Here is a 20,557-nt window from a genome sequence, read left to right as displayed (position 1 = left end):
CATGTTTGATATTGGCTTTTGGGAGCTGGTGGTAATCGCTGTGCTGGGGCTGATTGTGTTGGGTCCTGAGCGCCTGCCAGGAGCTTTGCGCTCAATGCAGCGAGGGGTGAGTAAAGTCAAAGAGTTTACCAGTAACATGCAACAAGAGCTGAATCATGAGCTGCGGATTAAAGAGTTGCATGAGCATTTGAAGCAAGCTGAAGAACTCGGCATGGACAAATTACCGCCCGACGTGCAGCGGTCTATTGTTGAATTACAGGCAGCAGCGCAACAAGTGCAGCGCCCTTATGCCACCCCTGCTACTACGGGCAACAGCACCGATAAACCTAAGGATTCGTCAGATGGCTAGTCAGATGCCCTTTTTGGAGCACTTACTAGAATTACGAACGCGGGTGCTACGAAGTCTGCTGGCGGTAGGTGTTATTTTTGCCCTGTTGGCGGCCTTTGCCAACGATATATACCACTGGCTAGCGCTGCCTATGCTGGAGAGTTTGCCGCAGGGCACCAGTATGATAGCCACCGATGTGGCCACACCATTTTTCACCCCCTTCAAGTTGGTTTTAGTAGTAGCTATTGCATTGGCTATTCCATTTTTGCTGTGGCAATTGTGGGGATTCATCGCCCCGGGTTTGTATAAGCGCGAAAAACGCTTAGTGGTGCCGCTGCTGTTAAGTAGTACGTTATTATTTTATGCTGGGGTGGCGTTTGCTTACTGGGTGGTGTTGCCGTTAGCCTTAAACTTTTTAGCTGGGGCCGCTCCAGAAGGGGTGACAGTAGCAACTGATATAGCTCGCTATTTAGACTTTGTGCTGGCCATTTTTATGGCGTTTGGGATTGCCTTTGAAACCCCAGTAGCTATTATTTTATTGGTTTGGAGTGGCGTAACAAGTGTCGCTGCATTGCGTGCTAAGCGAGCTTATGTCATTGTAATTGCTTTTATTGTGGGCATGATTCTGACACCACCGGATGTCATCTCACAAACGTTGCTTGCTATTCCAATGTGGTTATTGTTTGAACTTGGGCTAGTTATTGCAGGTCTATATCAAAAAGCGGGAGTTAAGCCAGCTGCTGACTCCGCCGATGCAACTAATACGAATGGGAAGTAGCTATGCGAAAGCTGATGTATGGGTTTGGAACAAGTGCTTTGATGTTGACGACAGTACTGACGGCCGCCTGGTCGGCGCCAGCAACGGCACAAACAGCAGTGGATGCTGAGTTGTTACGTTGTGCTGATATCAAGAATGCGTTACAGCGCTTGGTTTGTTTTGATGAACTCGCAGCACAGGTTACCGTAGCGCAACGCGGTAGTGATGAGACTGCGGTAGCAGCTAGTGCGCCGGGTGCAAGTGGTATGAATCGCTCGGCCCGCGCGGCAGAGCGAAGCCAAGCTGATGTGAAACAAAAATTTGGTAAGGAACATCGTACCGCAACCGAAGATGCCCCTGATCGACAGTACATTACGATTACCAAACTGGAACAAAATGCGCGCGGTTATTGGGTAGTTGAAACTGAAGATGGGCAAATCTGGGAGCAATCTGAGTCCGGAACATTTTTGTTTAAGGATAACGCACGCTACTACATTGAGCGTGGCGCCTTTACCAGTTTCTTCTTAAGTTACGAAGGTACCCCGCGGCGGATTAAAGTGCGGCGCATCGATTAACTCTAAACATGAGCGCATTACGCTGGTTTGATGTTGGGGTGAATTTAACCAATCCTAAGCTACTGGTGCAAGCCGAACAGGTGATTGCACGTGGCTTAGCCGCTGGCGTTGAGCGTCAACTGGTGATTGGTACTAATGTGTTGGAAAGCGAGCAAGCACTGGCTTTGTGTGAACGTTTTCCGCAGCAGTTGGTGGCCTGTGTTGGTATTCATCCACACGATGCGGCGGCTAGCCAGCCCACCGATTTAGCCCGACTACGAGAACTAGCTCAACATCCAGCGGTGGTAGCGATTGGTGAATGCGGGCTAGATTTTAACCGTAATTACTCGCCCGCAGCTATTCAGCAGCAGGTTTTTACCGCTCAGTTGGAACTAGCTGCTGAATTGAAGTTGCCTGTCTATTTACATGAACGTGATGCGCAAGCACAGCAATTAGCATTATTAAAGCCCTTCTTAAAAAGTATTCCACGGATGCTAGCGCATTGTTTTACTGGCGGCGAAAAAGAGCTTGCTAATTACCTCGATCTTGGTTGTTATATAGGCATCACGGGCTGGCTATGTGATGAACGTCGAGGAACAGAGTTACAACAGGCGGTGCCATGGATACCAGCGAACAGATTGCTGTTAGAAACCGATGCACCGTTTTTACTACCGCGAACGATTCGGCCAAGACCCAAATACAATGAACCTAGTTTACTCCCCGCTATAGGTGAGTATCTGGCGCAGCTAAGACAACAGGAAGTCACCACTATTGCTGCTCAGTGCTGGCAGAACAGCCTAGAATTTATACAACAATAGGGATGCTATGAACGTTTCTTGGGGCCGTTGGGTGACCTTGGTGCTGTTGCTTATTATTGGTGTAGCCGTAGCTGCGGTTAAAGCGCAGTCGAAACCACCAAAGCCGCCACAGGTTGTTAAACCAACCATCCATTATCAAGCTGAAACCAATACAACCACGCTCCTAGGCTTGCTGCAACAGCCAGCCGCAGCATGGCAGCAGGTGCCAGCAGGTGAGGCGGTGTCTTTTGGATACACGCCACAGGCGTATTGGTTTAAAGTATCGGTAGGTGCTAATGACGCCGATCGTATGCTCTATTTAGGCTATCCCTTACTCGACTCGATCGACGTTTACTTTGTGCAAGCAGGGCAAGTGCTGAGTCAGGTCAGCATGGGCGATCAATATCCCTTTGCGCAGCGACCCATTCACAATAAAAACTTTGTCGTTCCACTGCCTACCCATGCAGCCCACGATATTTACCTCAGAGTCCAAACTGAAAGCTCGCTAAGGTTTCCGCTAGAGATCTGGCCACCGTTGCAATTCATGGAGTTTCATCAGTATCAGGTGGCCGCTACTGGGCTATATTTCGGCCTGATTTTGTGCATGGTGTTTTATAACCTCTTCACCTATTTAGTCACTCGAGACCGTAGTTTCTTAAATTACTCAGCTTACACTCTCTCCGTCGGGCTGCTAATGGCCGGTTTAGATGGGGTGGGCTATCAGTACCTGTGGCCAGGGTCGGTATGGATTCAAGATCGAATTGTTACCATGATAGGTAGCATCATGATTTTGTTTGCAACGCTGGTGACCATGGGCGTGTTACAAACCAAGCAGCACAGTGCCAGATTACATAGGGTGTTGCGCTTCTTTATGGCGCTGTATGGCGTTATTTTTCTGCTCAGCTTGATTTTGCCCTACGCGGTTTTGATACCTTTTGTACTTGGTTTTGCGGTTATATGCTGTGGCTTTTTATTGAGTTGCGGCATCATTTTATGGCGCCGCGGCCTGATTTATGCGCGTATTTATACCTTCGCGTTAGGCGGTTTGCTAGCCGCTATCAGTGTTAATGCCTTGGGCTACTTGGGGCTGTTTGAATCGGTTTTTGTGCAACGTTACGCCATCATGGCAGCGTCAGCATTTGAGGTGTTGCTGCTGTCTTGGGCTTTGGCATTGCGCTTTAACGAAAGTAGGCAAGAGCAGTTGGTGTTGAAAGAGCAATTAAATCATCAACTCGAAGATATGGTGACGAAACGAACTCAAGAGCTGAAGCAGGTGATGCTACGACTACAAAAAGCCAATCAAGAACTCGAGCAAAAGAGCAACGAAGACGGTCTTACTGGCTTGTACAATAGGCGTTTTCTGAACCAAGAATTTAAGCGCGAGTTTCGTCGGTCCATGCGCAGTGGCCGCGAATTAACGCTGATTATGCTTGATATCGATCATTTTAAACCTTTGAACGATAGCCACGGACATTTGGTGGGCGACCAAATATTAATTGAACTGGCGCAGGTGCTGCGGCAATTGCTACGTCGCGCTAGTGATACTGTCTATCGTTATGGCGGTGAAGAATTTGTGGTGCTGCTGCCAGATACGGATGAAATTGGCGCTCGTGATATTGCCATGAAGATTGCCGAGAAGGTACGTCAGCATGCCTTTGATACGGATCAAGGGGAGATGCGCATCACCGTCAGTATGGGGGTTGCAGTAGCTCGTCCTGGGGTCTATGATCAGCCCACCCAATTACTAGCAGCCGCCGATGAAGCGCTGTACCGCGCTAAAGCTGCTGGTCGTGACCAAATTCGGGTGGTTGCTAAGCGTTTAGCGAGCGACTAACCGTCCGCCATCTTAGAGGATAATCTATGCAGCATGTCAGCCATTTTCCGTTTCGTCGTATGCGCCGTTTACGCCGTCATGAATTTAGTCGTCGTATGGTGGCAGAAAATCAGCTAACAGCTGCCGATTTTATTTATCCGGTGTTTGTCTTACCGGGTACTGAACAACGTGAAACGGTGGCGTCAATGCCGGGCGTTGAGCGCTTATCCATAGATTTGTTAGTGCAGGAATGCAAAGAAATTGCAGCGTTAGGCATTCCTGCTGTAGCTTTGTTTCCTGTGACTCCAGCCGAGCATAAATCATTGACTGCTGAGGCCGCTTGGGACCCGAACGGCATCGCCCAGCAAGCGGTTCGCGCTATCAAGGCAGCGGTACCTGAGTTAGGCGTTATTACCGATGTAGCGTTAGATCCCTTTACCACCCACGGCCAAGACGGCATTATTGACGAAGCCGGTTATGTGCAAAACGATATCACCACGGAAGCCTTAGTTCGCCAAGCACTATCTCATGCCGAGGCTGGTGCTGATGTGGTGGCACCGTCGGATATGATGGATGGCCGCATTGGAGCTATTCGTGAAGCCCTCGAGCAGCATGGCTACATCAACGTCCAAATCATGGCGTATTCTGCTAAATATGCGTCTGCATTCTACGGTCCATTTCGGGATGCGGTCGGCTCTGCCGGTAATTTAAAAGGCGGTAATAAAAAGACTTACCAAATGGACCCGGCCAATAGCGATGAAGCTTTGCACGAAGTTGCACTTGATCTTGAAGAAGGTGCGGATATGGTGATGGTTAAGCCGGGCATGCCCTACCTGGATATCGTACGACGCGTTAAGGATACCTTTAAGGTGCCTACTTTTGCTTACCAGGTGAGTGGTGAGTACGCCATGATGCAAGCTGCCATCGCCAACGGTTGGTTGAGTGAAGATGTGATTTTAGAGTCGTTGTTGGGCTTTAAGCGCGCTGGTGCCGATGGCATCTTAACTTATTTTGCCAAGGTAGCTGCGCAAAAGTTGCAACAATCAAGCTAACCTAACTGTTGCTGGGTGCTGTTACTGCCGCTAGTTGTTGTAGTAACAGCCCCTCACGCAATGCTCCCGCGGCCAGGTGCACCCGGTGAATGCCTAGCTCTTCGAGCAAGGCAATCAAGATACAGAGCCCACCTACAAAGACAGCCGTGCGGTCGCGCCGTAACGGGAGCTCGTGTAACCGTTGTACATGTCCTACAGCAATAACTTCAGCTAACACCTGCTGTAACCAAGTCGCATCTATCACTGGAGTGAGTTGTCGGCTCTGCCTTAAGTCTAACAGCGCGCGGAAGGTGCCTGAGGCGCCGCTTACCTGCTCCCATCCCAATTCTTTGAACCTACCTACATGGTCGGCCAAAAGTGCTCGTGCTGAGGCTATAGCGTCGTTACAGGCAGTTGCTGAAATAGTTTGGTTATGAAAAAAGCGCTGTTGCCAAACCACGCAGCCTAAATCAAAACTTTCTAAGTGCAGAGGTTCAGTACCATGACCGACGATAACCTCTGTGCTGGCACCGCCGATATCCAGCACCAGTAGGGGCTTGCTCGAGCCGGCATAGGCACTCGTCGCCCCTTGGTAAATGAGTTTGGCTTCAGTGTGACCAGAAATGACTTCAATGGGACAGCCTAAAGCTTCCTCAAATTGGGCGATCATTTGCTGCTGGTTACTGGCTTTGCGCAAGGTTGCGGTAGCCACGCAACGAATGTGACCCAACGGAATGTCGGCCAGCATGTTACGAAACATGGATAAGCACTGTAAGCCGCGACCAATGGCCGCATCATTGACCCATAGCTGCTGATCTAAGCCAGCAGCTAAACGGACTTTGTGGCGGTAGCGGGAGATGATCCGATAACCGCCAGCGCGCTTGGTTGCAGCAATAATTAGATGAAAACTATTCGAACCAAGATCAATTGCTGCAAAGCGCGCTTCCTGCGTCATAAATGATTACCGCGGACTTTGTTTGCGGTTATTCTGTGGTCGCCGTTGTTGGCTGCCACCCCGACGACCACCACGCGGTCGACGTTGACTGGTACGAGGGCTACGAAGATCCGTAAGTAGAGCCTCGGGAGCATACTTAGTCACTGGAATTGCATGGCCAATGTATTCTTCAATGGCTGGCAAATTATAGACGTATTCTTCGCAGGCTAAGTTAACCGCTTTACCACTAGCTCCAGCGCGTCCGGTTCGACCAATCCGATGCACATAATCTTCAAAGTCATCCGGGAGGTCGTAATTATAGACATGACTCACTTCAGGAATGTGCAAGCCACGCGCGGCAACATCCGTAGCTACTAAGAAATCAAGCTCACCCGAGGTAAATTGCTCGAGAATCTTCAAGCGCTTACGTTGTGGTACATCACCCGTCAGCAAACCCACGCGGTGACCATCAGCTTCCAACCATTGAAATACTTTTTCGCAGGTATGTTTGGTATTCGCAAAGATAATGGCTTTTTCGGGCCAATCTTCTTCAATCAGCGTAAGCAGTAGCTTTATTTTGTCTTGCTTAGACGGGTAAAAAAGCTCCTCGGTAATACGCGTACCGGTTTTTTGTAAAGGTTCTACTTCAACTTTAGTAGGTGAGTTCATATGCTCGTAAGCCAGTTCCTGAACCCGCTGCGATAGCGTGGCAGAAAACAACAAGCTCTGACGCTGCTTAGGTGGTGGCATTTTCTGGAACATGTAGCGAATGTCTTTGATAAAGCCTAAATCGAACATGCGATCGGCTTCATCTAACACCACCACTTCAATTTTATCCAGTTGGTAGATGCCTTGTTTACAGTAATCTATTAATCTACCCGTGGTACCGATCAGAATATCAACGCCTTGTTCTAACTGCTGCCGTTGAGATTCATAACCCTCGCCCCCATAAATAATGCCAAGACGCATATCGCAATGTTTGGCAAGCAATTCAGCATCGTTAGCGATCTGAATGGCAAGCTCACGCGTAGGCGCCATAATGATGGCACGCGGATAACGTTGGTCACCAGTACGCGGTTTGTTTAACAGCGTGGTGAAAGTAGCGACTAAAAAGGCTAAAGTTTTACCTGTACCGGTTTGCGCCTGTCCTGCAACGTCTTTTCCGATTAGGGCAATCGGTAAGCTTAATGCTTGAATAGGTGTACAATGTTCAAACCCAGCGCTTTGTAGCGCGGCTAATACCTGCGGGTGCAGGTCGAGATCGGCGAAGCGTGTCTCTGTCAAATGTGTTTTACTCATGGCGTAAGCATATCAGTTTGCGCTAACATTCAAAAACAGAAATAATAGTGTTTTATTATTTCACGCGTATTCAGCAGCGGAGATTATCATGAGTGATAAAATTGTTCAGCTAAGTGATGAAAGTTTTGAGAGCGATGTTCTTAATTCAGACAAACCAGTTTTAGTAGATTTTTGGGCAGAGTGGTGTGGCCCATGCAAAATGATTGCACCTATTCTAGATGAGATTGCCAACGACTTTGGCGATCGCATCACTGTGGGTAAATTAAACGTTGACCACAACAATCAAACTCCGCCTAAGTACGGTATTCGTGGTATCCCAACCCTGTTGCTGTTCAAAAATGGTGAAGTGGCTGGCACTAAAGTGGGTGCCTTATCAAAAGCTCAGTTAGCTGAGTTTATTGAGCAAAATCTGTAATTGTTTGGCCCATTAAGGTTGTCTTAGATTGATCCAAGGCAACCTTGAGTGGGTCATTTCGCTATTTTTTTATTAAAATCGACGAAAAACTGGACGTTTTTCGATTTAGGTGTTACTTTTCTTCGCATAACTTTTCTCAGGGTGCCAGCCTTCAGGTATCCGAAGCAGTCGAAATCCCTAAATTAAACAACTCAATTTTTTATTGGCCACAAAAGTCATTACCCCCCTATGAACTTAACTGAATTAAAGAACAAACCAATCAGCGAGCTGGTGCAGCTCTCAGAAACTATGGGCCTAGAATCAATGGCTCGGATGCGCAAGCAAGATATTATTTTTGCTATTCTTAAAGCTCATGCCAAAAGCGGTGAAGATATTTACGGCGATGGCGTGCTTGAGATTTTGCAAGATGGCTTCGGCTTTTTGCGCTCGGCCGACTCTTCTTATCTAGCTGGCCCTGATGATATCTATGTGTCGCCCAGCCAGATCCGTCGTTTTAACTTACGCACGGGTGATACGGTGTCGGGTAAGATTCGTCCGCCCAAAGAAGGCGAACGTTATTTTGCTCTCCTCAAAATCCGTGAAGTAAACTTCGACAAACCTGAAAATTCCCGCAATAAAGTCCTTTTTGAAAACCTTACTCCGATTCATGCTGACGAACGTCTGCGGATGGAACGTGGAAATGGTTCAACGGAAGATATTACTGCGCGAGTGTTAGATTTAGCATCGCCTATAGGTAAAGGTCAGCGTGGCTTGATTGTTGCGCCACCGAAAGCTGGTAAAACCTTACTATTACAGAATATTGCGCAGTCAATAGCGGCCAATCATCCCGATTGTGTACTCATGGTACTGCTAATTGATGAGCGTCCAGAAGAAGTCACCGAGATGCATCGCTTGGTAAAAGGTGAAGTGGTTGCATCGACCTTTGATGAACCAGCTAGCCGCCACGTGCAAGTAGCCGAAATGGTGATTGAGAAAGCTAAACGATTGGTAGAGCATAAAAAGGATGTGGTTATCCTGCTCGACTCCATTACCCGTTTGGCGCGCGCCTACAATACCGTGATTCCTAGCTCAGGTAAGGTGCTCACCGGTGGTGTGGACGCAAACGCGTTACATAAACCCAAGCGCTTTTTTGGTGCAGCCCGTAATATTGAAGAAGGTGGCAGCTTAACCATTATTGCTACCGCGTTGATAGATACCGGCTCGAAGATGGATGAAGTGATTTACGAAGAATTTAAAGGTACCGGTAACATGGAACTTCATTTAAACCGAAAAATTGCTGAAAAACGAGTCTTCCCAGCGATCGATTTTAATCGTTCAGGTACCCGTCGCGAAGAGTTACTGACCAATCAAGAAGAGCTACAGAAGATGTGGATTCTACGCAAAATTGTGCACCCAATGGGTGAAACAGAAGCGATGGAGTTCTTGATTGATAAGTTGCAAATGACCAAAACTAACGATGAATTCTTTGAAGCGATGAAACGCCAAAAGAGCTAAGTCGCTCGTCTTAGTTATTAGTAAAAAGCCAGCTTATTTTGCTGGCTTTTTTTATTTTTTCAGAGCCAACTCAGTGAGTAACGCAAAGTGATCGGAACCAAACGCTGGTAAGCGCTTAATCTTCACCAGCATAAAGTGGGGACTATGAAAAATGTGGTCGAGCGGCCAGCGTAGCAACGGTATTTTGGCATGAAAGGTGTTATAAATACCGCGTCCCATCCGAGGGTCTAATAATTTGCTAATGCGCATAAAAGTGCGGGTTGAGCGTGACCAAGCAACGTCATTGAGATCACCCGTGACTATCACCGGGCCGGTTTCATTTAAGGCGATGCGGGCCACCGCTTGCAATTCTTTGTCACGTTCGCGCGATTTTTCGTTTTCAGTAGGGCTAGGTGGAGCAGGGTGCACACAGTGCATACGTACCTGTGAATTGGGTAACTGCAAGGTAAAATGCATTGAAGGTACCTGTGGCTCTACCATAAAGCGCGTTTCAGCATCCACTAACGGCCATTTAGAATACACCAGCATGCCGTATAAATTATCTAACGGGCAGCGCTGCACGTAAGGTAAATGATCTTGCATTTCATCAAGTTGTTGCATCCACCAAGAATCCGTTTCTACCGCTACAACAATATCGGGGCGGTGTTGATGAATTAATTTCAGGAGTTTAATGGCATTGCGATTGGGCTCGAGTACATTGACCGTGAGAATCCGTAAATGATCACTGATGCTCGGCTCATGCTTGCGTCGATATCTGGCAACGGTGCGCTCAGCAAAAGGAGTGTAGGGAAAAATCCACCACAAATGCCAAGCCCCACAAGCTAGTTGTAGCGCTACTAGCACCCAGGTACTGGGTTGGTGGGCAGGCAAAAAAGTTGCACTAGCGATTAATAAGAAGAGTGCGATGGCGGTTTCTTGTAAACGCGGAAAATCCCAGATTCTGACCCACCATACTTTACTACTAGAAAATGGCGCTAAGGTTGTTATCACGAGCACTAGCGTTAGTGCAGAAATGATCCAAAATGCGAGCATTTGATTATCCTTGGTAGAATTCCTTGGTAGAAAAACAGCTATCGCTGAAAACTATATCAAAAACATTTATACTGCGCGCCTAATTGCTTTTACAGCACCCATGCAAATAGTGAGTGTCACCGTGAAATATCAAGATTTACGTGGTTTTATAGCATTATTGGAACAACGAGGCGAACTGAAGCGTATTCAGCAGCCGATTGATCCCTACCTAGAAATGACAGAAATAGCTGACAGAACGCTCAAGGCGGGCGGTCCAGCATTGTTGTTTGAGAACGTGAAAGGCCACGATATTCCGGTGTTAGCTAATCTGTTTGGTACACCTGAACGGGTCGCGCTAGGAATGGGGCAAGACTCAGTAGCAGCGTTACGGGATGTGGGCAAGTTACTGGCTTTTTTGAAAGAGCCAGAGCCGCCTAAGGGCTTTCGAGATGCGTTAAATCTGTTGCCGTTGTATAAGAAAGTGCTAAGCATGTCACCTAAACAACTGAAAAAGGCGCCGTGCCAAGAGTTGGTCTTAACGGGTGAGCAAGTGGATTTAACCAAGTTGCCGATACAGCATTGCTGGCCAGGCGACGTAGCTCCGCTCGTAACTTGGGGCTTGACGGTAACCAAAGGTCCCCACAAAGAACGACAAAATCTAGGTATTTATCGACAACAGGTGCTAGGTAAAAACAAACTCATCATGCGCTGGTTGTCGCATCGTGGCGGTGCGTTGGATTTTCAAGAGTTCAAACGTCGTCATCCGGGCGAAAACTTTCCAGTAGCTGTGGCGTTAGGAGCCGACCCTGCGACCATCCTTGGCGCCGTTACGCCGGTACCAGATACGCTCTCAGAGTACGCTTTTGCTGGCCTGTTGCGTGATGGCAAGACCGAAGTAACTCAGTGCGTTAGTAACACTCTGCAAGTACCAGCTCATGCCGAGATTATTCTAGAGGGCTATATTGCGCCTGACGAAATGGCTCCAGAAGGACCCTATGGCGATCACACCGGTTATTATAACGAGGTGGATGATTTCCCTGTCTTTACCGTGACGCATATCACCATGCGTAAGCAACCCATTTATCATAGTACTTATACCGGACGACCGCCTGATGAGCCGGCGGTGCTGGGGGTGGCGCTTAACGAAGTGTTTGTGCCGTTACTGCAGAAACAGTTTCCAGAAATTGTTGATTTTTATCTACCACCAGAAGGCTGCTCGTACCGAGTGGCGGTGGTGACCATGAAGAAGCAATACGCCGGACACGCCAAACGAGTGATGATGGGGGTATGGAGTTTCCTACGCCAATTTATGTACACCAAGTTTGTCATTGTTTGTGATGACGACATCAATGCCCGTGATTGGAAAGATGTTATCTGGGCAATGACAACTCGGATGGATCCCGCACGCGATACGGTGTTGATAGAAAACACCCCGATTGATTATCTGGATTTTGCCTCACCAGTATCAGGGCTTGGCTCAAAAATGGGGATGGACGCAACTAATAAATGGCCAGGTGAAACCCAACGAGAATGGGGTACGCCAATTGTGATGGATGAGCAAGTCCGCGCCCGGGTAGACCAATTGTGGGATGAGCTGGATATCTTTAATACTCAGCCGTAAACACCTACAACATAGATATAGGAAAAATGTGATGCAAACCATGTTGTGCCAAGTAACGGCCATCGAAGCTTTGACTGCCGCTGTGTATCGCGTGCAACTGCAACCGCCGCAAGCGATGAAATTTAAAGCGGGGCAATATTTGCAAGTAGTGATGGGGGAGCGGGATAAACGGCCGTTCTCGATCGCCTCGTGCCCCTCAGATGGCAGTCTGTTAGAGTTGCATATTGGTGCTACGCCAGAGAATAAGTACGCCTATGAGGTGCTTGAAAGCATGCGCAACAACGGCTGTATCGAGATTGAAGGACCGCTCGGCGACGCTTGGTACCGTGATGATACGCAAAGTACTCGACCGCTTATTTTGATTGCTGGAGGCACCGGGTTTTCTTACGCATGGTCTATTGCACAGGCACATTTACAGCACAAATCAACTCGTCCAGTCACTTTGTATTGGGGCGTGCGTAGCAGCGCTGATCTTTATTTGCATGATCAATTGCAAGCGTTAGCCGAAGTCTATCCTCATTTTTATTACCGCCCTGTGGTGCAATACCCAGAGCCCACTTGGACGGGACTTACTGGCTTGGTTCACCAAGCCGTGCTAACCGACCAAAGTGATCTTGGCGAAGCCGATGTTTATGCTGCTGGGCGCTTTGAAATGGTAAGGATTATTCGCGACGAATTTCATGCCAATGGCTTACCACTGGTCCAACTTTACGGCGATGCTCTGGCCTTTATCTAAGCGTCTCTGTTATACTTTGTCCGCATTACCAAGGGGTGCCGGTCGTTCACGACGACTGGCTGAGATGCAACTTGCGAACCCTTTGCACCTGATCCGGTTAATACTGGCGTAGGGATGGTAGCTAACAACCTCCATTATAGACCTGCCAAGCCGGATTGTTTCTTATGTGTTTTAAGGAAATAATCCATGTTTAACTCTGTTGTACCTGTTGTTTCGAGCCTGTTAGTAGGCTTCACCCTAGTCACTAGTCTTGCCCATGCCGCCACTGAGGCCACGCAGCCGACCTCTGCTGATGACGCTGCTATCGAGTTAGAGCGTATTCGCGTGCAAGGTCAATTTCGGCAGCTAACGGTCAATGAAACCCCTACCAGTGTCGCCACTATTAGCGCAAGCATGGTGGCTGAGCGCGGCGCTATGCATCTTGATGAAGTACTGCAAGGCGTTGCTAACGTTAATTTTGCAGGGGGGAGCTCGCGCGCACGGTTCATTCAAATTCGTGGTATTGGTGAGCGTAGTCAGTTTGTTGACCCTATTAATCCTTCGGTAGGTTTGCTTATTGATGGTATTAATTACAGCGGGTTAGGCCAAGCCGCACAATTGTTTGATATCAGCCAAGTTGAGATCTATCGCGGCCCCCAAAGTGGCCGCTTTGGTGCCGATGGCATGGCCGGCATGTTGGTGCTAGAAAGCACTCGAGCTAAAGCAGAACATAGTGGCGAGTGGTTACTCGGCATTGCAAACTACGGTGGTCGCCGCGCTGGCCTAGCGCTGGGTGGGGCGGTTGGTGCTTTGGGCGACGCGCGTTTAAGTATTTATCAACAGCGGGATGATGGTTTTACCGAAAACCTCTATTTGCAACGAGACGATACCCAACAGCGTTCCGAACGTGCAGTACGTTTGAATGTTTTTACCGAGTTAGGCAGCGATTGGAGTTTACGTTCTACCCTGCATAGCTATCGGCAAGATAATGGCTACGATGCCTTTAGCCTGGATAATACCCGGCAAAGTTATGCCGACCAACCTGGAGAAGATGATTTAACCCAGCAAGCAGTGCGCTTTGCCGCAACCTTTTCGGGTTGGCAATACAGCGAGTTGTTGCTGGCTTACAGTTATCTTAATGCTGATAGTAAGTACAGTTATGACGAAGATTGGAGCTATCCAGGGATTGCGCCGGGATGGGAATATGCCTCGGTAGATAGCTATCAACGGCAGCGCCAAGACCATAGTGTAGAAGTACGTTGGTTAAGTACACAGCCGCAAGTATGGCTGGGCTTACCAACAGATTGGGTGTTAGGGCTGTATGCCTATCAGCGTGATGAGGACATGCAACGAGATTTTATGAACTGGGATATTGACCAGCAAGATCGCTTTGTTAGTTCTTATCAAAGCCGGCACCTCGCCCTTTATGGTGAGCTGGTTCAGCAGTTAAGCGATCGCTGGCAACTCACTACCGGACTGCGTTTAGAGCGTTATCGTAATCCTTATCAGGATAGTAATCAGGTGGCAGCTAAGCCGAGTGATTCTATGTGGGGCGGACGGCTGAGTTTAAGTTATCAAACCCTAGCTGGTGGCATGTGGTACAGCACCCTAGCGCGTGGCTATAAGACGGGTGGGGTGAATGGTGAGGCGCTGGGTAAGGTGAGTGGTCAGTTAGATACCGAGTTGGGCCAGTTCCTGCAGCAGCGGGCTACCTTTGCACCTGAGTTGCTCACCAGTTACGAGCTTGGTTACAAATATATCAACGATAGCGATACCCTGTTGTTTAATGCAGCTTTGTTTTACCAAGACCGTAATGACGTACAGCTTAAGAGTTGGATTAATCGACAACAGCAGTTTGTTGGTTACATTGAAAACGCTGCCAGTGGCAATAGCTATGGTGCGGAATTAGAGCTACGGTATCGCTTTACGGAGCAGTTACAGAGCTTTGCTGCATTGGGCTGGTTAGAAAGTGACATGCAAGGCTTTGTGACCGAAGATGGGGTTGACATGAGTGGTCGTGAATTGGCCTATGCACCAAATCATCAGGCCAATGTCGGCATCACTTGGCAGCCATTAGAGCAACTGTCGGTGACGCTGCAAACAGACTACAAAGATAGCTTCTATTATTCAGATTCGCATAATAGTCGTAGTGCTGCTGTACAACTTTGGCACGCCAGTGTGGATTGGCAGTTAGCAGACTGGCATTTGAGCCTGTGGGCGCGTAATCTCAGTGACCAAGACTATGGTATACGCGGCTTCTATTTTGGCAATGATCCAAGAATTGAATATGCGCCACAAACCTATGAGCAGTGGGGTGAGCCACGACGTGTTGGCTTCACCGCAAGCTATAGTTTTTAGGAGCAAGGGATGGAAATCCTCGCAATTATTCTAGCACTTCTGTATTTACTGTTGGCGGCTCGGCAGTCGGTATGGTGTTGGTTAGCTGGCGCCTTAAGTTGCGCCATCTATGCCTGGCTGATGTTTCATGTGCAGCTGTATTTAGAAAGTGCCTTACAAGCCATCTATGTGCTATTGGCAGGTTATGGTTGGTGGCAGTGGCGCTATGGCACGGCAAGTGATAGTGCTGCTACTCAAGTAGGGTATAGTTGGCGTTGGCATGTCATTGTTGGCGTGCTGCTGGCGCTGGTTGCGGCACTTTTGGCTTGGTTGATGCAAACCTATACGCAGGCTGACCAAGTATGGTTAGACAGCTATACTACTGTCTATAGTTTGTTTGCCACTTGGCTTCTTACGCGCAAATTATTTTCAAATTGGGTGTATTGGCTGGTGATTGATAGCGCCTATATTTATTTATATGCCATTAAGGGATTTGAGCAAACCGCTGGGCTTTATGTGGTGTATTTAGTTTTGGTAGTTTATGCAATGTGGCAATGGCGGCAAGGACAACAACAAGCATGCAACAGCAGTGGTTAACTAACCTCCCTATTCATGGTGTTTTAGATACGCAACCCCTTCTCAAAGGGGTTGCTAACGACGTGTATAAAATTATCACGACCGAGCAGAGTTATGTGTTAAAGCATTTCCGCTACGATCATCCTTACGGTCTTAATCGCGACCAAGAAGTAGCGTTACAACAACAACTCGCCGAGCAACAACTCGCCCCCGCCGTTCTCTATTACGATACCATTCAGGGATTGCTACTACAGCCGTTTATTAGCGGCGATGATTTAGCTCACAGCACCTTGGCTATGAGCACCAAAATCCAGCGCTTAGCCGAGGTGAGTGCCAGAATTCATCGGGTGCAAGTTGATGTGCCGGTGTGGTCGTTGCGGTCGCGGTTACAAATCTATTGTGATGCCTTAGCTCGTTATGATGAAGAGCGCGCGCGCCAGTTTCGTAAACGTATTGGGCAGCAACGCAAGTTAATTGACTGCTTTGGTATGAACCCGGTTTTTTGTCACAACGACTTAGCTTTTCATCATGTTTTTACGCAACCTCACTTACAGGTAATCGATTGGGAATATGCGGGCATGGGTGAACGCTATTTTGATTTGGCGAATAGCATGTTGGCCAACGATTTTGATAACACTCAGCAACGAGCTTTTATTCATAGCTACGAAGGTGTTGCTGGTATTCATATTCACTCACAACAATTAGCCGATTGGCTGCAGTTGGCTGAAACTGTCAGCCAATTATGGTATGAATTACATCATAACTTACAAGGCCATACTTAATTGGCCGCGCCGGTGTTAGGCCGCTAGGGCCGCTAACATCGTCAACCAAGGAGCCATTATGAGTAGTACCGAGCAGCAGTCGTTAACAAACAAACTCTATGGCTACCTAGCAGAAGATGAAGATGCGCGCGTGTGCAAAGATATCCCCGACGCCGCCTGTAACGACCAACCACAAGCCTTTTTAGCTCATTTATGGGCACTTACCCTAACTAAGTTGGGTGATTCTTTAGTAAGTGCTCGGCTGGTGCTGCCGTGGATGTTAACCGCCTTAGGTGCGCCTAGCTTTTTCATCAGTGCGCTGGTGCCGCTACGTGAGTCGTTGGCTCTTTTACCGCAATTAATTATTGCCCAGCAACTGCGGCAGACCCCAGTAAGAAAATGGTTTTGGGTAGCAGGTAGCCTTGGTCAAGCAGCGGCCTTGGTGGGCATGTTGGTGGCTGTACTTACCACGCGCGGTGAGCTGCTAGGCTGGATCATTATTGTGTTACTTACGCTCTTTAGCATTGCCCGGGGCGTCTGTTCCGTTGCTATCAAAGATGTGCAAGGTAAAACCATTTCTAAAACCAAACGCGGTCGCCTCACAGGTTTGGCGGCTTCAATCGCTGGGCTGTTATCACTGTTAACTGCGTTAGTGATTATTGGGGTGCCCCAGGTAGGTAGCGACAATCAAGCTAGTGAGTGGTTGTTTGCAGCGTTACTGGGTGCGGCTGCGCTCCTATGGCTGTGCGCTGCGCTGATTTATGCTGCGGTACCGGAAGTACCAGGTGCCACCGAAGGCGGTGGTAATGCTTTAGTTGAGGCACTGAAATCGTTACGTTTATTGTGGCAAGACCGTCAGTTTGGTCAGTTTGTAATAACCCGCGCGCTGCTGGTGGCTTCGGCCTTTGCCATCCCTTATTTGGTGGTGATGATCCAAGTGGCTGGCACCGACCAAACGGGTGATGATTTGCAACTCACTAGCTTGGGCGGTTTGATGTTGGCGAGCGGGCTTGCTGGTTTACTTGCAGGTCGGTTTTGGGGGCGCTGGTCCGATCGCGCTAGCCACCAAGTGATGGCGGTAGCAGCTTTGTTGGCTACGGCAGTGATGGCGATAGCTGTGGCGGTGATGGCCTTGGCCCCTGCTTGGTTAGCCCAGCCATGGGTAGGCGGTGGACTGATCTTTGCTGCAGCCGTAGCTCATCATGGGGCTCGCGTGGGCCGTAAAACCTATTTGGTGGATATGGCAACGCAGGGTAATCGTGCCCAATTTACTGCGGTGTCGAACACGGTTATTGGTTTAGTTTTATTGCTAGGCATGCTGCTAGGCGTAGTAGATAGCCTGTTAGGTATTGAAGCAGTGATGCTCACATTGATTGGTTTAGGTTTATTAGCGGCCGTGCGGGCTTGGCGGTTACCTAATGTGCAACAAGATTAATAACTAGCTGCCCTTCGCCGTTTTGGCTGTGGGCCAAGAGTGGCGGTGAGCCGAGCTGGCTGCTCGCCAGCAAGTACTCACCGCAGCTGTGTTGAGTTATTTGCCACGAATGATGCCGTAGAGGCCTACAATAACTGCAATAGCGCCGCCAATCAGATACCACATCGCGTTATCTGTGGTTTCTCCGGTTGCCATTTGGCTGAGCTCCGATGCCGCCGAGTTATAGGCTTCCCAGCCGAAATACAACAAAATAATACCAACCACTAGTAAGACAATGCCGATAAGCTTGTTCATAGTTTATTCCTTATGGTCTGTTTAATTATTGCTCTTGTTATTATCGTACAGCAGTTGTAAGCATAGCAGGTTTTTTTATAAAAAAAGCCCGACGCCAATAATTGGTGTCGGGCTTTTCTTTATTTTTCATTTAACTAGCTGCTAGTAAACAAATACTGTTAGCTCAAGTATGAGGTGAGCATCCAAGCAGTTTTCTCCTGCTCTTTGATGTAATCACTCATCAATGAGGACGTACCTTCATCACCGGCTTCGCTAGCAAGTTCAAGAATTTCGCGTTGCAAGCGGATAGTGACTTTGTAGCTATCAAGAATTTCACGAACACAAGCCTTGCCATCATGAATATCTTTAGATTCTTGAATTTCGCTTGCTTCAATGTAAGTAGAATATGCGTGCAGCGGACGCTGGCCTAAGGTTAGGACACGCTCTGCAATTTCATCTACTTTCAGTAATAACTCGTTGTAGGTTTCTTCAAACTTAGCATGCAGTTCAAAGAACTCTTTACCTTTAATGTTCCAATGGAAGCCGCGCACATTCATGTAGAAAATCTGATAGTTGGCCAGTAGTTGATTTAACCGTTCAGCAAGCTGTTCAGAATGTTTTTGGTCTAAGCCAATCACGTTCAGCTGTTTCATCTATGACTCCTTGTTACGCTAAGAAAAAACTTTCTATATCACTCTATCTATGACCGAGTATAGACCTTTTCAAGGGCAATAGAAACGGCTTAATTCTGCTGTAACTGCTCTAACTTGCCATCGCGAATGTGCTGTTCGCCTCGTTGTTTTGCCAGCTGAATTTGCTTTTCGCGTTCAGCAAATCGTTGCTTTTGCTCAGTACTGGTTTTGTCATGACAATGAGGGCAGCTAACGCCTTTAACGTAATGCTCTGACTGCATTTCTTCAGCAGTAATCGGCATGCGGCAAGCGTAGCACTGATCATAGTTGCCTTGCTTCAAGCCATGGCTTACGGTCACGCGCTGATCAAACACAAAACAATCACCATGCCAGCTGGTTTCTTCTTCGGGTACTTCTTCTAAATACTTAAGAATGCCGCCCTTAAGATGGTATACCTCGTTAAAGCCAAGTGATTTTAAATAGGCTGTAGATTTTTCACAGCGAATGCCACCGGTACAGAACATGGCTACCTTTTTATGTTGGCTTGGGTCGAGGTGCTCTTTCACATACTCAGGAAATTCACGAAAGCTCTCGGTTTTAGGGTTGATCGCACCCTCAAAAGTTCCGACGGCGTATTCGTAGTCGTTACGAGTATCAATAAGCAGTACTTCAGGGTCGCGGATGAGAGCGTTCCAATCTTTCGGATCTACGTAGGTGCCCACCACATTCTTCGGATCCACCCAGTCGATGCCCATGGTGACTATCTCTTTTTTAAGCTTCACTTTGGTACGGTAGAAAGCTTGGGTATCGCTGGGCGATTCTTTGTGTTCAAGATCGGCAAATACAGCTTGCTGGCGTAAAAAATCGAGGACCTTATCGATACCTGTGCGGGTACCGCAAATAGTACCGTTAATACCTTCGCGGGCTAACAGCAAAGTACCTTTAACGTCGTTGCTGATCATGGCTTGATAGAGGGGCTCGCGAAATTCAGCAAAATCGTTAAATTCCACAAACTTATAAAGTGCGGCGCAAATATACATAAGATTTCCTTTTATTGGCGATTCGGAACGTAAATCCGAGGTCAAAAAATGCGCGCATAGTCTAGCATAAAGTTAATCTTGAAGCAGCTGTTTCACACTATCCTCTAAATCACCCAAACCATGCTCATAGCCAATGCGTAAAGCCTGCTCAGCGCTAGCTTGTTGCAGCCAATAAGCGCGTAATGCCATCATTGCGCCAACCCGATTGCCACTGGAACAATGCAGTAGGGTGGGTTGTGGCGTAGCTAAAAGCTGATCAAAGGCTTGTATATTGGCTAGGGTTAAATCAGCAGCACCACGAATGGGTAAATGCTGATAATTTAATTGCAGTGCGGCGGCCCATTCGGGTTCAGGGTGATCAGCAACTTCGGCATCAGAGCGTAAATTAATGACTTGGCGCACACCTAGCTGCTGTAATGCAGCCAACTGTTGTTTGGTCGGCTGGCCACTGACATAGCGATCGGGGCTTGGTTGCAACACATCAGCTAGCGGAGTTGGCGCTGGCGTCGCTGGCGTTGGTGCGCATGCACTGAGGACACTGGTGAAGATGACTGCTGCGGCAAGTAGGGTGATGATTTTCATGTTAGCTCCAAGTCACTACGATTCAAGATCACTTTAAACCAGGCTCTGTTAACTTACTATCGCTACCTTATTTGGGGTGATACTAAGTAGGCGACGCATAATGTCGTTTAATCATGCTAGTTTACAGTAGTGGGTTTAGGTACGATGACGGT

At 48.1% G+C, this 20,557-nt stretch carries 21 protein-coding genes and 1 riboswitch; of the genes, 14 read left to right on the top strand and 7 right to left on the bottom strand.

The genetic code is table 11. From position 1 onward, the window contains the following. Position 1 precedes the first annotated feature (1 nt). From tatB to hemB, 6 genes are read left to right on the top strand one after another with little or no spacing between them, the layout of a single operon-like run. Positions 2-349 (top strand): Sec-independent protein translocase protein TatB, encoded by a 348-nt coding sequence (gene tatB / locus AB8S08_RS10960; protein ID WP_369742751.1) that lies wholly within the window; start codon positions 2-4, stop codon positions 347-349. Further along, positions 342-1,106: a twin-arginine translocase subunit TatC gene (tatC, locus tag AB8S08_RS10955; protein ID WP_369742750.1), complete on the top strand. Its 765-nt coding sequence runs from the start codon at positions 342-344 to the stop codon at positions 1,104-1,106. Before tatB ends, tatC begins: the two co-directional genes overlap by 8 nt. Before the next feature lie 2 nt (positions 1,107-1,108). Continuing rightward, the gene (locus AB8S08_RS10950) at positions 1,109-1,660 is read left to right on the top strand and encodes a hypothetical protein (RefSeq protein WP_313933234.1); all 552 of its coding nucleotides are present in this window, start codon (positions 1,109-1,111) and stop codon (positions 1,658-1,660) included. An 8-nt stretch (positions 1,661-1,668) separates the two neighbouring features. Beyond that, complete coding sequence (locus AB8S08_RS10945) at positions 1,669-2,457, top strand: TatD family hydrolase (RefSeq protein ID WP_110075518.1); 789 nt, start codon at positions 1,669-1,671, stop codon at positions 2,455-2,457. A 7-nt stretch (positions 2,458-2,464) separates the two neighbouring features. Continuing rightward, positions 2,465-4,270 (top strand): diguanylate cyclase, encoded by a 1,806-nt coding sequence (locus AB8S08_RS10940; RefSeq protein ID WP_369742749.1) that lies wholly within the window; start codon positions 2,465-2,467, stop codon positions 4,268-4,270. Between the two features lie 26 nt (positions 4,271-4,296). Next, positions 4,297-5,301, top strand: a complete 1,005-nt coding sequence (gene hemB / locus AB8S08_RS10935; protein WP_110075516.1) for a porphobilinogen synthase — start codon at positions 4,297-4,299, stop codon at positions 5,299-5,301. A gap of 1 nt (position 5,302) precedes the next feature. Here the strand turns inward: hemB and AB8S08_RS10930 are convergent, their stop codons facing one another. Then, positions 5,303-6,235, bottom strand: coding sequence for a Ppx/GppA family phosphatase (locus tag AB8S08_RS10930; protein ID WP_369742748.1), 933 nt, complete (start codon positions 6,233-6,235; stop codon positions 5,303-5,305). Between the two features lie 6 nt (positions 6,236-6,241). After that, positions 6,242-7,513: an ATP-dependent RNA helicase RhlB gene (rhlB, locus tag AB8S08_RS10925; RefSeq protein ID WP_153826895.1), complete on the bottom strand. Its 1,272-nt coding sequence runs from the start codon at positions 7,511-7,513 to the stop codon at positions 6,242-6,244. 88 nt (positions 7,514-7,601) lie between these two features. On the opposite strand from rhlB, the gene trxA reads away from it, so the two are divergent. Next, the gene (gene trxA / locus AB8S08_RS10920; RefSeq protein ID WP_110075513.1) at positions 7,602-7,928 is read left to right on the top strand and encodes a thioredoxin TrxA; all 327 of its coding nucleotides are present in this window, start codon (positions 7,602-7,604) and stop codon (positions 7,926-7,928) included. 228 nt (positions 7,929-8,156) lie between these two features. Beyond that, positions 8,157-9,422, top strand: a complete 1,266-nt coding sequence (rho, locus tag AB8S08_RS10915; RefSeq protein ID WP_110075512.1) for a transcription termination factor Rho — start codon at positions 8,157-8,159, stop codon at positions 9,420-9,422. 51 nt (positions 9,423-9,473) lie between these two features. Here rho and AB8S08_RS10910 read toward each other — a convergent pair whose 3' ends face one another. Then, positions 9,474-10,454: an endonuclease/exonuclease/phosphatase family protein gene (locus AB8S08_RS10910; protein ID WP_369742747.1), complete on the bottom strand. Its 981-nt coding sequence runs from the start codon at positions 10,452-10,454 to the stop codon at positions 9,474-9,476. Positions 10,455-10,575: 121 nt separating this feature from the next. Here AB8S08_RS10910 and ubiD point away from each other — a divergent pair, with 121 nt between their 5' ends. The 6 genes from ubiD (at position 10,576) to AB8S08_RS10880 (ending at position 17,878) form a co-directional block, all read left to right on the top strand. Continuing rightward, on the top strand, positions 10,576-12,054 hold the full coding sequence (gene ubiD, locus AB8S08_RS10905) for a 4-hydroxy-3-polyprenylbenzoate decarboxylase (RefSeq protein WP_110075631.1): 1,479 nt from the start codon (positions 10,576-10,578) through the stop codon (positions 12,052-12,054). 31 nt (positions 12,055-12,085) lie between these two features. Further along, positions 12,086-12,790 (top strand): NAD(P)H-flavin reductase, encoded by a 705-nt coding sequence (gene fre, locus AB8S08_RS10900; RefSeq protein ID WP_369742746.1) that lies wholly within the window; start codon positions 12,086-12,088, stop codon positions 12,788-12,790. A 21-nt stretch (positions 12,791-12,811) separates the two neighbouring features. Continuing rightward, positions 12,812-12,922: riboswitch (TPP riboswitch) on the top strand. 54 nt (positions 12,923-12,976) lie between these two features. Further along, positions 12,977-15,127, top strand: a complete 2,151-nt coding sequence (locus AB8S08_RS10895; RefSeq protein ID WP_369742745.1) for a TonB-dependent receptor — start codon at positions 12,977-12,979, stop codon at positions 15,125-15,127. Positions 15,128-15,136: 9 nt separating this feature from the next. Further along, complete coding sequence (pnuC, locus tag AB8S08_RS10890; RefSeq protein ID WP_110075508.1) at positions 15,137-15,703, top strand: nicotinamide riboside transporter PnuC; 567 nt, start codon at positions 15,137-15,139, stop codon at positions 15,701-15,703. Beyond that, positions 15,685-16,464: a phosphotransferase gene (locus AB8S08_RS10885; RefSeq protein WP_369742744.1), complete on the top strand. Its 780-nt coding sequence runs from the start codon at positions 15,685-15,687 to the stop codon at positions 16,462-16,464. Before pnuC ends, AB8S08_RS10885 begins: the two co-directional genes overlap by 19 nt. Before the next feature lie 58 nt (positions 16,465-16,522). Then, positions 16,523-17,878 (top strand): MFS transporter, encoded by a 1,356-nt coding sequence (locus AB8S08_RS10880; RefSeq protein ID WP_369742743.1) that lies wholly within the window; start codon positions 16,523-16,525, stop codon positions 17,876-17,878. 96 nt (positions 17,879-17,974) lie between these two features. Here AB8S08_RS10880 and AB8S08_RS10875 read toward each other — a convergent pair whose 3' ends face one another. The 4 genes from AB8S08_RS10875 to AB8S08_RS10860 all read right to left on the bottom strand — a co-directional run bounded on the left by AB8S08_RS10875 (position 17,975) and on the right by AB8S08_RS10860 (position 20,405). Then, a complete protein-coding gene (locus AB8S08_RS10875; protein WP_110075505.1) occupies positions 17,975-18,172 on the bottom strand; it encodes a DUF3185 family protein in 198 nt (65 codons plus the stop codon). 158 nt (positions 18,173-18,330) lie between these two features. Beyond that, positions 18,331-18,804, bottom strand: a complete 474-nt coding sequence (locus AB8S08_RS10870; RefSeq protein WP_153826891.1) for a Dps family protein — start codon at positions 18,802-18,804, stop codon at positions 18,331-18,333. Between the two features lie 89 nt (positions 18,805-18,893). Beyond that, entirely contained in the window at positions 18,894-19,823 is a 930-nt protein-coding gene (locus AB8S08_RS10865; RefSeq protein WP_153826890.1) for a rhodanese-related sulfurtransferase, read from the bottom strand. Between the two features lie 72 nt (positions 19,824-19,895). Then, complete coding sequence (locus AB8S08_RS10860; RefSeq protein ID WP_313933245.1) at positions 19,896-20,405, bottom strand: beta-lactamase hydrolase domain-containing protein; 510 nt, start codon at positions 20,403-20,405, stop codon at positions 19,896-19,898. Between the last annotated feature and the right edge of the window lie 152 nt (positions 20,406-20,557).

Source organism: Pseudidiomarina sp. PP-1MA (genome assembly GCF_041200125.1).
Taxonomy (GTDB): Bacteria; Pseudomonadota; Gammaproteobacteria; order Enterobacterales; family Alteromonadaceae; genus Pseudidiomarina; species Pseudidiomarina fusca.
Note: the sequence above shows the minus strand (reverse complement) of the source record. Positions and strands in the feature narration are given on the sequence as shown.

Coding starts and splice junctions, on each gene's coding strand:
- tatB (WP_369742751.1), top strand. CDS start 2: ATGTTTGATATTGGCTTTTGGGAGCTGGTGGTAATCGCTGTGCTGGGG.
- tatC (WP_369742750.1), top strand. CDS start 342: ATGGCTAGTCAGATGCCCTTTTTGGAGCACTTACTAGAATTACGAACG.
- AB8S08_RS10950 (WP_313933234.1), top strand. CDS start 1,109: ATGCGAAAGCTGATGTATGGGTTTGGAACAAGTGCTTTGATGTTGACG.
- AB8S08_RS10945 (WP_110075518.1), top strand. CDS start 1,669: ATGAGCGCATTACGCTGGTTTGATGTTGGGGTGAATTTAACCAATCCT.
- AB8S08_RS10940 (WP_369742749.1), top strand. CDS start 2,465: ATGAACGTTTCTTGGGGCCGTTGGGTGACCTTGGTGCTGTTGCTTATT.
- hemB (WP_110075516.1), top strand. CDS start 4,297: ATGCAGCATGTCAGCCATTTTCCGTTTCGTCGTATGCGCCGTTTACGC.
- AB8S08_RS10930 (WP_369742748.1), bottom strand. CDS start 6,235: ATGACGCAGGAAGCGCGCTTTGCAGCAATTGATCTTGGTTCGAATAGT.
- rhlB (WP_153826895.1), bottom strand. CDS start 7,513: ATGAGTAAAACACATTTGACAGAGACACGCTTCGCCGATCTCGACCTG.
- trxA (WP_110075513.1), top strand. CDS start 7,602: ATGAGTGATAAAATTGTTCAGCTAAGTGATGAAAGTTTTGAGAGCGAT.
- rho (WP_110075512.1), top strand. CDS start 8,157: ATGAACTTAACTGAATTAAAGAACAAACCAATCAGCGAGCTGGTGCAG.
- AB8S08_RS10910 (WP_369742747.1), bottom strand. CDS start 10,454: ATGCTCGCATTTTGGATCATTTCTGCACTAACGCTAGTGCTCGTGATA.
- fre (WP_369742746.1), top strand. CDS start 12,086: ATGCAAACCATGTTGTGCCAAGTAACGGCCATCGAAGCTTTGACTGCC.
- AB8S08_RS10895 (WP_369742745.1), top strand. CDS start 12,977: ATGTTTAACTCTGTTGTACCTGTTGTTTCGAGCCTGTTAGTAGGCTTC.
- pnuC (WP_110075508.1), top strand. CDS start 15,137: ATGGAAATCCTCGCAATTATTCTAGCACTTCTGTATTTACTGTTGGCG.
- AB8S08_RS10885 (WP_369742744.1), top strand. CDS start 15,685: ATGCAACAGCAGTGGTTAACTAACCTCCCTATTCATGGTGTTTTAGAT.
- AB8S08_RS10880 (WP_369742743.1), top strand. CDS start 16,523: ATGAGTAGTACCGAGCAGCAGTCGTTAACAAACAAACTCTATGGCTAC.
- AB8S08_RS10875 (WP_110075505.1), bottom strand. CDS start 18,172: ATGAACAAGCTTATCGGCATTGTCTTACTAGTGGTTGGTATTATTTTG.
- AB8S08_RS10870 (WP_153826891.1), bottom strand. CDS start 18,804: ATGAAACAGCTGAACGTGATTGGCTTAGACCAAAAACATTCTGAACAG.
- AB8S08_RS10865 (WP_153826890.1), bottom strand. CDS start 19,823: ATGTATATTTGCGCCGCACTTTATAAGTTTGTGGAATTTAACGATTTT.
- AB8S08_RS10860 (WP_313933245.1), bottom strand. CDS start 20,405: ATGAAAATCATCACCCTACTTGCCGCAGCAGTCATCTTCACCAGTGTC.